The sequence below is a fragment of the Kitasatospora sp. NPDC127035 genome (assembly GCF_042726075.1).
Taxonomy (GTDB): Bacteria; Actinomycetota; Actinomycetes; order Streptomycetales; family Streptomycetaceae; genus Kitasatospora.
In genome coordinates this window covers 100,992-114,514 of record NZ_JBHXDN010000025.1, presented here as the reverse complement: position 1 = coordinate 114,514, position 13,523 = coordinate 100,992, and the positions used below count along the sequence as shown (strand labels likewise).

Here is a 13,523-nt window from a genome sequence, read left to right as displayed (position 1 = left end):
GCGATGATCAGCCTCATGACCCGCCGCCTCACCGGCGAAACGACCCCCACCTGGCACGGAACCTGACCTCGACAACCAGGAGCGAAACACCCACTAAGACCGCGAGCACCCGTAGCCGCCGGGCACACCCGATCCGCCGGGACGCCCCAGGGACCGCCCCGGCGGATCGGGGCACGGCAGGCGGGCCGGGGCGATACCCCGGACATGAACACCGACTCCGCCCGAACCGGTGACCATCCGTTACGACCCGGAACGCGCGTCCCGGGTCCCACGGGCACCAGCAGCAGAACGGGCCGGGGGCCCGCCCCACCCGCTTCTACGACGCGGGGTAGGGCGGGCCCCTCACCGACAGCAGGATTCTGGTCGAGTTTCAGGACGGCGAGGGTATGACGGCGGGCCTGGTGCCGAACTGACTCCCAGGCCATCGGGGTAGTAACACCGTCAGGCGTATCCGCTTGCGGAGGAGATCGAGGCCGCGGCATGCATGGACAGCGCCGCCGACCACCCGGACGCCGCTCAGCGTGCTCCGGTGCGGTGCGTCGCCGAGAAACTGCCGTGGCCGGCCGAGCAGGTGCCCGTGGTCTACCGGCACGGAGACTTCGCCACTCGCTGGCTGTGGGACGGCCCGACCGGAGGGGTGCGTCAGACGGCGGGCACCGTGATCGTGGCGGTGACCGCCGGCCGGCCCGTCCTGGTGGTGGTGAAGGCGGCGGTGACACCGGTGCCGCACGGGACGGTGCGCGCCACCGGGTCGACCGTGATTCCGCCGGGCGGCACGACGGCGCCGAGGTTCTCGCGATCCAGGCTTGCGCCGCCGGTGGTGCGGAGTTCCCACTCGAACGAGGCCAGCCGCGCGGGCCCTCCTGCCGATGACGCCCGCCGACGGATGGGCGAGGGACCGTCAGCGATCGAGGAGGGCGTCGCGAACGGCGCGTTCCACCAGGGGCGCGGCGTTGGCGTGTTCCCTGGCGTTGGGGTGGAGGAGTGTGGCGCGTTTGCCGATGGCGGCGCAGTCGAACGGCAGGCCGCCGGGCACCGCGGTCGGCCAGAAGGGCTCGGCGTCGCCGCAGATGCCCTCGATCCACTGGGTGTCCTCGGGGGCGCACACGTCATGGCCCACGCTGGAGGTGTAGAGGTCGACGTACCTGTCGCCGCGTTTCGCCGCTTCCGTTCGAATGATCGTATTCATGACCTTCAGCGCGTCCTCGCGCAGCCAGTCGATGTCGGCGGGGCTGATCGGACCGAGCTGCGTGGGTCCGCCGCCGCAGGCGCTGCCCCGCTCCGGCAGGACGGCCGGGTAGCCGACCGTGATGACCCTGGCGTGCGGGGCGGCGCGGTGGATCGCGCCGAGCATCCGGCCGTACTCGTCGCGGATCCTGGCGAGTTTCGCGTCGAGGCCCTCCACGCCCTCCGGTGGATTCGTGTAGTACGCCGCGCAGGAGACGTGGGCGAGAGCGAGGTCCAGGCATTCGCCGAACGGGAGGCTGATCGCGCCGATGCCGACGGTGACGACATCGGTGCGGTCTCCGAGTCGGGCCCGCCGGATCTGCGGATCCACCGCGGGCCACCCGGCGGGCGGCTGCACCGGACTGGTCGGCTGCTGCCTCTCGCGGGTGATGTTGCCGATGGCGGCGTTGTCGCAGCTGACGTCGGTCAGGTTCACGGGCCTGTCCGGCGGGCGGGCGGCGAGCGCCCGCCCTACGAGGTCGGGGTAGGAGCGGGCGGTCCGATCACACCCGTCCCGTGACGCGCTGCCCAGTGCGGGCCGCGGGTCCCCGATGAAGAGGCCGGCGGTGTAGGAGTCGCCCAGGGCGGCCCACTCGTAGCGATCCCTGCTGCTGCCCTCGGCCGCGGCCGAGGGCAGCAGCAGGGTCACCGCCAGCACGGACAGTCCCACCATCGGTGCTCGGGCGCGCAGACGGCTTGAGGGGTGTCGCACGGTTCCTCCGCGGCATGGGACGAAGCCGGGCCGGGGCACGGCTCCGGACGGCACGCGGTGCGCACGAGAAGTGTTCCGCATGCGTAGCACCCATTCCCGCACGGCCTGGCCGTTTCCACCGGCCGGGCCGACCAATCGGATTCCTCGCTGTGCTCCTGTGGGGATGGTTCGCATGCCGGTCCGGCCCGTGTCGGGGACGGGGCGGGTAGGCATCGGTGGGCCGTCGCCACCGTCGACGGCCCACCAGCCACTTCCGGGGACAGATATGACGATCAGAACTCACAGTGGACCGCCCGGGGTCATCGTCTGCGGTTGTTCCAGAGGATGGCGGCGGCCAGGATCAGGGCCGCGCGGGTGTGCTGGGAGGTGGTCGAGGTCTGGTTGCGGCCGGGTTTCGCCCCGTTGGTCGCGATGCGCAGGGTGAGGTCGTTGCCCGCGAGGTTGCGAAGGATTTCGCGTCCCTGTTGCAGGCCGCCGGGGGCGGCGATCATGAGTTCGAGTGCGGTTCGGGCGGCCTGCTGTTCGGAGAGGGTCTCCCGGGCGAGGCCGAACATGATGGTGCGCAGGTTCTCGGCGAAGACGTCGGTGATGGACAGTTCGGGGCAGAGGTGACGGATGGATCCTTCGAGGTTGGCGAAGGACTTCCCGAGGAGTGCGATGACGGGGCTGGACTGGATGCCGCGGCGTGTGGCGTGGGTGAGGACGGCGGTGAGGGTGACGCCGAAGTTGAGGTGTTCCAGCGAGGCGGAGGTGACCTTCGGTACGAGGGCCGCGATGTCGGTGCGGAAGCCCGCGAGGTCGGCCCAGGGGGTGGGGTGCCCCATCTCGGTCCAGGTCTTCGCCAGACCGGTGCCGTCGTTGGCGGCCACGTTGAGCAGGGCCAGGACGAGGCTCCGGCTGGCGTTCGCCTCGACGCGGCCGACCATGCCCCAGTCGATCAGGTGGGCGGGGTGGCCGGGAGAGACGAAGACGTTCCCGGGGTGGGGGTCGGCGTGGAAGTAGCGGTCGAGGAAGAACCCCTGGAACATGAACGCCATCAGGTCCCGTCCGATACCGGTGCGCTCGTCGGTGGTGAACGCGGCGGGGTCGGCGTCGCGGACCGAGGTGCCGGGGGCGAGGGACTGCACGAGGACCCGCCGGGTGGGATCGAGGAGGACGAGAGGGACGGTCAGGTGTTCGATGTCCTCGGTCAGGCGCAGGGCGATGCGCATGTTGGCGGCCTCCTTGCGGAAGTCGCTCTCGCCCGCCATGGCGTCGAAGAGCACCCCGAGCATGGCCGGCAGGTCGATGACGGTGGTGAACCGAGGGGCGGCGCGGGCGATCACGCGGGCCATCTTGCGTAGGACGGCCATGTCCTGGGCCATGACCGTCTCCACGCCGGGGCGCTGAATCTTCACCGCGGCCGAAGTGCCGTCGGCCAGGACGGCTCGGTAGACCTGGGCCAGCGACGCCGCGCCGAGCGGTGCGTCGGTGTCGATATCGCGGAACAGGCGCGGCCAGCGCGGCCCGAAGTCCTCGGCCAGGACGGGTTCGAAGAGGTGGAACGGCGCCGGGGTGACCTGGTCGTGGAGCTGTTCGAACTCCGCGAGCATCGCCGGGGGCACGAAGTCGGGGCGGGTGGAGAGCATCTGCCCGACCTTGATGTAGAACGGCCCGAGGGACTGCAACGCCTCCCGCACCGCCCGCGCGCTCTCAAGCCCGTCTCCCCCGTCGGCACCACCGCCCGCGCGCCCGGAGCGGCGTACCTCCTCCACGAGCAGGCGGCCCAGCACACCGGCCACGTACCGACCGCGAGCGGACACACAGCCTCCAAGGACAGTCACACCGGCGCCGGTGGATTCCCGCACGTGGTGGACGGGCCGATGTCACCGGCACCGCAATGTCACCGGCGCCGCCGGCGCGGCGAGGTGCCGCGCCGTGAGGTTCCGTCTACAGGTCCCGGTCGGGAGGGAAGCCGTCACCGGTCACATCCAGCAGGGGCCTCGCCGGTCCCGGCGGTCGGCCGGATCGCCGGTCATGCCCGGGCAGCACCGGGGCAAGAGCGGTGAGGAGCACCTGGGCGAGGACCTGGTAGGTGTACTCGACTCCGCTCTCGCCGTCCCTGACCCGGAAGCACCGTCCGCGCCGCACATCGTCGGCCAGAGCCTCCAGAGTGACCGGGCGACGCGTGCGCGCGTCAAGCAGTCGCCCGCCCTCCATCCGGACGAGGAGGCGCTCGGCCTCCGCACCCTCCTCGGGAGGCATGGTCACGCACGTCCCGTCGGGGACCGGTCCGGCGCCGGCGCAGATGCTGACGTCTCGACCAGGTGACCGATCTTCTCCTGAAGCGCGGACAGCTCCGCCCCCACCCGGCGCAGTTCCTCCGCCCGGGCCCCCTGGTCCCCGGTGGCCTCACGGGCCCCGGCGACGCCCCTGCCCTTCCCGTCGTCCTCGTCGTCCAGGAAATCGATGACCGCCTCGCGGAACTTGCCGTCCACGCGTGCCGCGCAGTCGAGGAGATCGTAGGCGCCGTCCCTGAGACCGTCCATGACGGCACCGGCGAATTTGATGATGCCGCGGCGCGGCCAGCGACTACCCATGGAAAGTTGCTCCTTCGGCTCGGTCCCGCCGTGAACGACGGCTCTGGCCGAAGGGATTCCCCTGCTCTCCCGGCACACACCGCTCAGGGGTCTGCGATTGCCCGGTGGGCGGGGCGCGCGGAAGCACACAAGAATCGCTCGCGGGTGGCCGAGCGCCGGAGCGTAACCGTTTTGTAGGTGCACGAACCAGTCATGCGCCGGAGGCGTACATCGTCGACGAACATTCACCTCCACCGTAGCCGCGCACCCCCTTCCGCAGGTTCGTGGCCGAAGTAATCCTTAGTATACATGCGACTTTGCCGGGATCGGCCCGAATTGCTGCGGGGCCGGTGCCATGTGTGAGGCCCGCCGCCGCGCGTCCGCACGCCGACGGAGCCGATCGACACGACCACCTCTTCGACGGGAGTACGGTATGACCGCCGTCCACCTGCCCCAGCCCACCGCCGCCCCGCCCGCACCCGACCCGGCGCGCCGGCGTCCCACCCGTCAGGTGCGGGTCGGTGACCTCCTCGTCGGCGGTGGCGCGCCGGTCACCGTCCAGTCCATGACCACCACCCCCACCGCGGACATCGACGCCACCCTGCGGCAGATCGCCGAGCTCACCGCCGCCGGCTGTGACATCGTCCGGGTCGCCGTACCCTCCCAGGACGATGCCGACGCCCTCGCGCAGATCGCCGCGAAGTCACGGATCCCGGTGATCGCCGACATCCACTTCCAGCCCAAGTACGTGTTTCAGGCGATCGACGCCGGCTGCGCGGCGGTGCGCGTCAACCCGGGCAACATCATGAGGTTCGACGACAAGGTCCGTGAAATCGCCGCCGCCGCCGCGGCCGCCGGGATACCGATCCGCATCGGCGTCAACGCCGGCTCCCTCGACCAGCGGCTACTGGCCCGGCACGGCGCAGCCACCCCCGAGGCCCTGACGCAGTCCGCGCTGTGGGAGTGCGCGCTGTTCGAGGAGCACGGCTTCACCGACCTCAAGATCAGCGTGAAGCACCATGACCCCCTGACGATGATCGCCGCCTACCGCCTGCTCGCCGCCCGGTGCGACTACCCCCTCCACCTGGGCGTGACGGAGGCCGGACCGCCACCGCAGGGCACCATCAAGTCCGCCACCGCCTTCGCGATCCTGTTGGACGAGGGCATCGGCGACACCATCCGCGTCTCCCTGACCGCACCGCCCGTCGAGGAGGTCAAAGCCGGCATCCAGATCCTGCAGTCCCTCGGCCTGCGGCCCCGCCAACTGGAGATCGTCTCCTGCCCCTCCTGCGGGCGCGCCCAGGTCGACGTCTACCGGCTCACCGCCAGGGTCCAGGCCGCGTTCGACGGCTTCCCCCACCCCCTGCGCGTCGCCGTCATGGGTTGCGTCGTCAACGGCCCCGGCGAGGCCCGCGAAGCCGACCTCGGCGTCTCCTGCGGCAACGGCAAAGGCCAGATCTTCATCCGCGGCGAAGTCGTCAAGACCGTGCCCGAAGCGCAGATCGTCGACGCACTCCTCGAAGAGGCCCTCAGCCTCACCGGCCCCGCCAACGCCCAGGGCGGCACCCCGTGACCACGCTGACCGCGCCCTGCGCCCCGCTTGACCCGGACGGCATCCGGGCGGCCGTCGACGCCGTGCTCGAGACCTTTCTCGACGAGCAAGAACACAGCGCCCCCGAGCTGCCGGAGATCGCCCTGTTCACCGGCCGGCTCCGGACCATGCTCGCCGCCGGCGGCAAGCGCATCCGCCCCCTGCTGTGCGTCACCGGCTGGACCGCCATCACCGAACAGGCACCGCCTCCCGCGCTCCTGCGCGTGGCCGCCTCCCTGGAGCTGTTCCACGCCTTCGCCCTCATCCACGACGACATCATGGACAACTCCGACACCCGCCGCGGCCGGCCCACCGCCCACCGCGCCCTCGCCGCCCACCACCGGCACCGCCCCGGCGCGGACGCCCTGGGGGTGAACACCGCGATCCTGCTGGGTGATCTCGCCCTCGGCTGGTCCTACGAGCTCCTCCACGCCGACGACATCCCCTCCACCCGCCTCCGCAGCGTCTGGAGGCTGCTGAACGCGCTGCGCACCGAGACCCTGGTCGGCCAGTACCTGGACCTGACCGCGGCAGGGGACCCCACCGCGGACGCCGCCACGGCGTGGCGCATCATCCGCTACAAGACCGCCAAGTACACCATCGAGCGGCCCCTGCAGCTGGGCGCCGCCCCGGCCGACGCCGACCCCGCCCAGCTGCGTTCCCTGTCCGCCTACGCGATCCCGCTCGGTGAGGCGTTCCAGCTGCGCGACGACCTCCTCGGCGTCTACGGCGACCCGGAGCGGACCGGCAAGTCCACCCTGGACGACCTGCGCGAGGGCAAGCACACCGTCCTGGTCTCCACCGCCCTCAACCGGGCGACTCCCGCCCAGCTGCGCACGCTGACCAGTCTCCTGGGTGACCCCTCCCTCGACCAGGCAGCGGCGGACGCGCTGCGGGCGGTACTCACCGCCACCGGGGCCGCGGGCGCCGTCGAACAGATGATCGACGCCCGGCTGCGCACCGCCCGACAGGCACTGCACGGCGCCGCCCTGCGGCCCGCCGCCACCGCCGCGCTGCACCGCCTCGCCACCTCGGTGGCCACCCGCACGTCCTGACGAAGGAGCGCCCGTGCACGGCCCGGCCCGCCCTCGACCCAGACCGCCACCGCGCCGCACACACCCTCGGGGCATCACCCCCTCGGAGCCCCACCCGAGCCCACCCCACACCACCCCCACCACGACGGAGCACGCCATGGACACCATCACGGACGCCACCACCCCCCGGATGCTCGACCTGCCGCCGCTGTACTGCCCCATCGACACGGCCCTCCACCCCGAGCACGACAGCATCGACCGCGACGCCCGGACCTGGCTCGACCGCTACCGCCTCTACACCAGCGACATCGACCGAGCCTGGGTCATCGCGCGGAAGTACGCAGAAGCGATGGCCCGCATCTACCCCGACGGGATCACCGACCGCGTCGGGCTCACCGCCCGATGGCTGCACTGGATCTACTACGTCGACGACGTCCGCATGGAAACCGCCGTCACCCCCGACAAGCTCGCTTCGGCGATCGGCCTCACCAGCCACCTGCTCCGCGTGATGGAGTCCCCGACCACCGAACCGGCGGCAGATCAGACCGGCCCCGTCGCCGCCCTGCAGTCGCTCATGCACTCGGTCCAGGCCGTCGCCACCCAGACCCAGCTCTCCCGGTTCGTCGACGCCCACCGCAAGTGGTTCCACGCCATCCTGTGGGGGATGGCCGACCCCGCCCTCTCCAGCCTGGACGAATTCGTACACCAGCGGATGCTGAACGCCGGCGGCGCCGCCAGCATGTGCTGGTCGGAGATCACCAACGGGGAGGAGATCCCCAACGCCGAACTGCACTCCCCCGCCATGCGCGCGCTGCAGGAGTCGTCCTTCCTGATGATGGCCCTCGACAACGACCTCCTCTCCTACAACCGCGAGCTGCTCATCGACAAGACCCACCTCAACGTCGTGATGCTGCTCGCCCGGCTCAACGACTGCCCGCCCGAGCAGGCCGTCCACCAGGCCGTGGCCCTGCGAGACCGCCTGACCACACTGTTCCTGAAGCTTCGCGAGCAGGAACATCCCAAACTGAGCGCCCCCGCAAGGGCCTATGTCGCGGACCTCGCCCACGCGATCCGCTCCAACCTCGACTGGGGATCGCACTCCCCCCGCTACACCGCCGTGACCTCCCGCACCCAGCTCCCCCCGCTCAACCCCACCCCCATCCCCCTGACCCTCACCGACCACCCCAGCGACCCCAGCACCGAACCCCTGCCCTGCCCCACGATCGCCTGGTGGTGGCAGCAACTGCACACCTGACCACCCAACCGAACCACCGAACGACGAACTCCGCCCAAAGCCATGCCAGTTGCCCGGCAGGACTTCGAGATCGCAGCGGAGGCCCGTGACCAGGTCCGGCCGACGCGGGGAATTGATCTTCCAGTCGCCGGGAACGGCATCCCACGAGGACGGACAACAACACAGGCCATGCGATTGCGTCGGTTGGCCCCGCACCCGCAGGTGGACAATCCGCTCGCCGTCCTTCGGGAGGTCGCGCAGGTGAGCGGATCGTCCACCCCGACCGCACGGGTGCAGCACGGCCGGGCGGGACCACGTGCTGTACCCCGGGGACAACATGACGGACGGCCCGCTCCCGGCTGCGGACAACATGCCGGTCTGGCGGGGACAACGTGGCGCCACACCCCGTATCGTCCCGCTGCTGCACCATGTTGCCCCGGGATACGGCACGTTGTCCCGCGAAACTGCCGCACCGTGTCGTCGTGCTGCACGGAGGTGCCGCTGCGGTGCTGCACGAAGGTGTCACTGACGCGGAGTGCAGCACGACGCGCCCCGGTCGGGCCGCGCTTGCCCCGCCACGCCGGGCAGCCGGCCTTCCGCGCCGTGGGGGGTTCGGGCGGGACGACTCGCCGGCCGGGCCGACCGCCGAGGACGAGAACGCAGGAGCAGAGCGAGCCGGCTACGGCCGGGCGCTGTCGGTGGCGACGATGGCGGTCAGCGGGATGGACAGGTAGAGGTGCTCCCACAGACGCCGGGTCGCGGTCCCGAGTGGTTCGCCCGTCCAGCGCATGTTCTCGCGGCGCAGGTTCTGGACGGTCTCGTGTACGAGAGCCGCGTCCAGCTGCCGCAGCAGTCCGCGGTGCTCCGGTCTCAGGAGCCGTTCGATCGTGGTGGCGAGTTCGTCGCGCTCCGGACGCCCTGCGGCGTGCCCGGGCCGGGTGGCCGGGGGGTGGGTGGCCGGGGGGTGGGTGCGGTGACCGTCGGCGCCGGCCGCTTCGCGCAGCCGGTTCGGGAGGTCTCCGCAGCCCCGGGTCCCGACGATGCTGAGCGCCGCCGGTCTGCCGTGGTCGAGGACGCGGGAGGCCAGCACGATCAGTGCGGTGTCGACACACACCGACGCGCCGGACTGCTTCGGAGGCTGCGCGGCCCCGGCCGGGGCGGGGCCGGTGTTCTGTGTTCCTGCCATGACGCAGAGCCTGTCCGGCCTTGGCCTTCGCGGCGAGCCCGGGGCACCCTGCCGGGTGACACTGGGGCAGTAGGCCCGCAGACCGTGCCGGTGCCGCAGCGCAGGGGCTGGACTGGGCCACCAGCCCGCCCTGGTCGAGGACGCGCGCGGCCGGCAGACGCTCGCCTCCTGGGCTAACTCACGGCCGCCTGCACCGCCGCGGACGACCTCGCCCAGGCCGTCGAGGAGGTGTTCCCCCAGCACCGGGACGCCGAGATCATCTGCGGCTTCCCCGGCCTCGGCACCCGGCTCGGCGCCCGGATCCCGGCCGAGATATGCGACGACCGAGAACGCTTCGCCAACGCCCGCGGCCTCCATGCCTACGCCGGCGCATCCCCCGTCACCCGGGCCACCGGCAGGAAGTCCAGCACCACCCGCCGCTGGGTGAAGAACGACCGCGTCAACCACGCCGGCTGCCTCTGGGCCTTCTCCGCCATCACCGCCTCGCCGGCGCGAAGGCCCACTACAGGTGCCGCCGTCACGACCACGGCGACTGGCACACCGCCGGCCAGCGCGACCTCTTCAACCGGAAACGCCACGAAGTTAGAGGTGGGTGCGGTTGGTCAAGAGGTGTCCTTGACGGGGCGTCCGGGGCCGGTCGGATGCCAGTCGGCGGCGAACGCGCAGGTGGCGTTCGCCATCTCGTCGAGGATGCCTTCGCGGGTCCAGCGGCCAAGCTGCACGTAGGGGCTGTCGTAGCTGGTGATACCGCGCTCGTTCGCCAGGTCACGGGCGTGCCAAATCCGGCTGGGGGCAGTGCGCATCAGCTGCAGGATCCTGTTGCGTTGCCCGCCTTCGCCGGAGGCTGCGGTTGCAGTATCGACGGCCACTTCTCCCGCTACGTCACCCAGGGCCGCGCCGAAGGCAGCCGGCCCGCCACCAGTCCGACAACCGTGCAAAACCCACCGAGTGGATCGCCGACGTCCGTCCCACCCCGCCGCACCGCCTCCGTACGTCCGGACCGGACGCGGACGACAACGCGGCCCACCCCGTCCCTCGCCACACGCGCGGCCTCAGGTGTCCTTGCCACGCAGCGCGGCCCGGGTCGTCCTCAACTTGCGCAACACTGCCGCGACATGGTGCTCGGCGGTGCGCGGAGAGACGAACAGCGCGGCGGCGATGTCGCGGTTCCCCACACCTGCGGCGAGCAGCGCCGCCACCTCGCGCTCGCGCGGTGACAGCTCGTCCCCGTACCCCGTGCGCCCCCGCGGGTTGGTGGGGACGGGGCCGAGCGTCCGCAGCCGTCGGCGGCAGCGCGAGCCGTCGCTGGTCGCGCCGAGCGCGTCGAACGCAGCCAGCACGCGGCCGAACCGGGCCCGGCCGTCCCAGGGGTCCACGGCGGCCAGGGCCAGTGCCGCCCGTTCCGCGACGAGCGCCGCCTCGTACGGCCGGCCGACGGCCTCCCAGCGACCGCCGGCCCGGTCGAAGGCCTCGAACGCGGCGCCGGGATCGTGCTCGGCGAGCACCAGGCCGCGGCACAGGTCCTGCTCGGCCTCCGCTCCTGGGCACTCCCCGTCGCGGATGCCGTCGGCGTGTTCCTCCAGCAGCGTCCGGGCACCGGTCCGGTCGCCGAGCGCCAGGGCGGCCTCGACGGCCGCCGGCAGAACTCCGAAGGCGAAGGGCCACAACCTCCTGGCACGCACGCTGTCCAAGGCACCGGCCAGCGAGGCCCGGGCCGCGCCGGCGTCCCCCCGGGCGAGGTGGAGCCGGGCCGTCCCGGCGGCCGCGCCGAGGGCCAGGCTGCTCGTCGGATCGTGGGCCACCACACGTTCGAAGAGCGCAGCGGCCCGTGACGCCTGTCCGCGGGCCGCTGCTATCACGCCCTGGGCGGTTCCCAGCAGTCCGGTGTCGGTCAGCGGGCTGTCGCGGAACCTGACGCGGTAGGCCGCCAGCTCCGCGTCCCAACGCTCCCAGTGCCCGCCGGTCCAGGTGAGCAGGAGCCGGTACGACTCGCCGTAGGCCGCCAGCGCGGTGAAGTGGATGCGCTCGCTGATGGCGAGCGACTCCTCGTTCCAGGTCGGCGCCCGCTGGTCGAGCCCGACGAAGACGGCGGCCTCGGCGGCACCCGACAGGGCGATCGCGGTGGCCCGCAGCACCCGCGAGTCGTCGTCGACCCGCGGCAGCGCGGCGAGGAGGGAGGGGATGCGCGGGTCCGCCGAGCCGAGCAGCAGGGTGATCTGGTTGGCGCGGACGACCGCGTGGGCCAGCCGGTCCGGCGTCCGCTCCAGCAGGCGCAGAGCGCGCGCCATCCAGGCCGTGCGCTCCTCCGCCGAGGCCGCGCCGGTGTCGGAGACGGCCAGCACGGACATGTTCCTGGCCGCGAGCGCGGGATTGACCTCCTCCAGTTCGAGCGCCGCCTTCTCCATCTCGTCCCGGCCGACCGGGTCACCGGCCTGGTTGAGCAGCACATTGGCAAGGTGCGACCTGATCTCGCCGCCCACGGCCGACGGCAGGCCCGGGGTGGCGAGGATCCGGCGCAGGGTGCTCACCGACCCCGGTGCGTCGATGCTGAACTGCACGGTGCCCGCGAGCGCCAGTGCGGTCTCCCCGAGCCGCTCGGTGGCGAGCCCCGGCTGGTCGAGGACCTGCCGCAGCAGCGTCACCGCGGTGCCGATGTCGCCGACCTCGGCCGCCTGGTCCGCCGCCGCGCGGGCCTCGGTGATCCAGGTGTCGTCCCCGAGCGCGCGGGTGTGGTGCGCGATCTGGACGAGCGGCGGCGGGTCCTGCTCGCGCAGCACCGCCAGGACCCGCCGGTGGGCACGGATGCGCACCGGCCCCGGGAGCATGTCGTACACCGCCTGCCGGGCCAGCGCGTGCCCGAACCCGTAGGCGTCCGGCCCTCGTTCACGCAGGACAGCGGCGTCCAGCGCCGCCAGCAGTGCCTCGTGCGCCCGTTCCTCGTCCAGACCCGCGATGGCTCCGAGGACGCCTGCTCCCCCCGGGACGGCGAGCACCGCGGCCCCCCGGACCAGGGCCGTCGCGTCCGGCCCGAGCAGGCCGATCCGCGCGGCGAGCAGCTCGCGCAGGCTCCGGGGCACCCGCAGCTCCGTCTCTCCGTCGGCGCCCGCGGCCGGATCACGGCCGGCGAGAGTGATCAGGTCCTCCTCCAGGACGAGCGGCAGTCCCTCGCTGCGTTCGGCCAGGAGGTGCACGACGGACGCGGTGGCGCCCTGGCCGAGGACGGAGCGGGCGAGCGTCCCCATGGCTTCCCGCCCCAGGGGCAACAGGCTGAGCTCGGCGCCGGCGGTGCCCGGTTGACGCCGCAGCGCCGACCCCAGGACCGGCGCGCCCGACGGAAGGTCCTCACCACGGTAGGTGAGCACCAGTGCCGTGTCCGCCGGCAGCCCGCCCGCCAGCAGGACCAGCAGTTCCTGCGTGGCCTCGTCCGCCCAGTGCACGTCCTCGACCACCAGCACCACCGGAGCGACCGCCGCCAGCAGGGCCCGCACCGCTCCGGCCACCAGGTGGCGCTGCCCCGACGGTCCGGGGACCTCCACCGGCGTCGGCGGGAGCCGCCCGGCCAGGCCCGGCAGCAGCGGTCCGAGCACGCCCACCGCAGGGTCGATGGCAGCGTTCGCGGGGAGCTGCGGGCCGAGCGCGCCCAGGGCATCCACGACCGGCCCGTAGGGCAGGGGCTCGCGCAGCGGGTGGCACGCGCCGGTGACGACGGTGACACCGTCCGCCCGGAGGGCCGCGGACGCCTCGGTGACCAACCGCGACTTGCCGATCCCGGCCTCGCCCTCGACGAGGACGACCGTCGGCGGCGCCGACAGTGCTCCGAGCAGCGCCCGGAACTCGCGGTCCCGTCCGACGAAGGGCAGATCACCCGCCCGGGCTCCGCTCTGTACGGGTTCCGGTTCCGCGCCCCGTGAAGCCACCACACGCTCCGATCCGCCGCTGCCCGTGCCGAAGGGGCCGGAGCCGGGCGATGCAACCGTCTGC

10 protein-coding genes and 1 pseudogene are annotated in these 13,523 nt (G+C 72.5%); 4 read left to right on the top strand and 7 right to left on the bottom strand.

Annotated features, from left to right (window positions below; translation table 11 throughout):
* Positions 1-901 precede the first annotated feature (901 nt).
* The 4 genes from ACFWIC_RS19260 to ACFWIC_RS19245 form a co-directional block, all read right to left on the bottom strand.
* Positions 902-1,939 (bottom strand): SGNH/GDSL hydrolase family protein, encoded by a 1,038-nt coding sequence (locus ACFWIC_RS19260; RefSeq protein ID WP_380519539.1) that lies wholly within the window; start codon positions 1,937-1,939, stop codon positions 902-904.
* A gap of 299 nt (positions 1,940-2,238) precedes the next feature.
* Positions 2,239-3,741, bottom strand: a complete 1,503-nt coding sequence (locus ACFWIC_RS19255; protein WP_380519538.1) for an ABC1 kinase family protein — start codon at positions 3,739-3,741, stop codon at positions 2,239-2,241.
* A gap of 127 nt (positions 3,742-3,868) precedes the next feature.
* Positions 3,869-4,183 carry a polyhydroxyalkanoate synthesis regulator DNA-binding domain-containing protein gene (locus ACFWIC_RS19250; protein ID WP_380361184.1) on the bottom strand — a complete coding sequence of 105 codons (315 nt, stop codon included), beginning with the start codon at positions 4,181-4,183 and terminating at the stop codon, positions 3,869-3,871.
* Between the two features lie 2 nt (positions 4,184-4,185).
* Positions 4,186-4,518 carry a hypothetical protein gene (locus tag ACFWIC_RS19245; protein WP_380519537.1) on the bottom strand — a complete coding sequence of 111 codons (333 nt, stop codon included), beginning with the start codon at positions 4,516-4,518 and terminating at the stop codon, positions 4,186-4,188.
* A gap of 412 nt (positions 4,519-4,930) precedes the next feature.
* Here ACFWIC_RS19245 and ispG point away from each other — a divergent pair, with 412 nt between their 5' ends.
* The 3 genes from ispG (at position 4,931) to ACFWIC_RS19230 (ending at position 8,377) form a co-directional block, all read left to right on the top strand.
* Entirely contained in the window at positions 4,931-6,070 is a 1,140-nt protein-coding gene (gene ispG, locus ACFWIC_RS19240) for a flavodoxin-dependent (E)-4-hydroxy-3-methylbut-2-enyl-diphosphate synthase (protein ID WP_380519536.1), read from the top strand.
* The gene (locus ACFWIC_RS19235) at positions 6,067-7,143 is read left to right on the top strand and encodes a polyprenyl synthetase family protein (protein ID WP_380361177.1); all 1,077 of its coding nucleotides are present in this window, start codon (positions 6,067-6,069) and stop codon (positions 7,141-7,143) included. The genes ispG and ACFWIC_RS19235 overlap by 4 nt, the downstream gene beginning before the upstream one ends.
* Positions 7,144-7,279: 136 nt before the next feature.
* Positions 7,280-8,377, top strand: a complete 1,098-nt coding sequence (locus ACFWIC_RS19230) for a hypothetical protein (protein ID WP_380519535.1) — start codon at positions 7,280-7,282, stop codon at positions 8,375-8,377.
* A gap of 658 nt (positions 8,378-9,035) precedes the next feature.
* Here ACFWIC_RS19230 and ACFWIC_RS19225 read toward each other — a convergent pair.
* Entirely contained in the window at positions 9,036-9,542 is a 507-nt protein-coding gene (locus tag ACFWIC_RS19225; RefSeq protein WP_380519534.1) for a hypothetical protein, read from the bottom strand.
* Between the two features lie 133 nt (positions 9,543-9,675).
* Here ACFWIC_RS19225 and ACFWIC_RS19220 point away from each other — a divergent pair.
* Positions 9,676-10,111 (top strand): annotated as a pseudogene (locus ACFWIC_RS19220) (transposase); the annotation flags it as partial.
* Between the two features lie 33 nt (positions 10,112-10,144).
* Here ACFWIC_RS19220 and ACFWIC_RS19215 read toward each other — a convergent pair.
* Positions 10,145-10,345: a hypothetical protein gene (locus tag ACFWIC_RS19215; protein ID WP_380519533.1), complete on the bottom strand. Its 201-nt coding sequence runs from the start codon at positions 10,343-10,345 to the stop codon at positions 10,145-10,147.
* A 249-nt stretch (positions 10,346-10,594) separates the two neighbouring features.
* The gene (locus tag ACFWIC_RS19210; RefSeq protein WP_380519532.1) at positions 10,595-13,459 is read right to left on the bottom strand and encodes an ATP-binding protein; all 2,865 of its coding nucleotides are present in this window, start codon (positions 13,457-13,459) and stop codon (positions 10,595-10,597) included.
* Positions 13,460-13,523 lie beyond the last annotated feature (64 nt).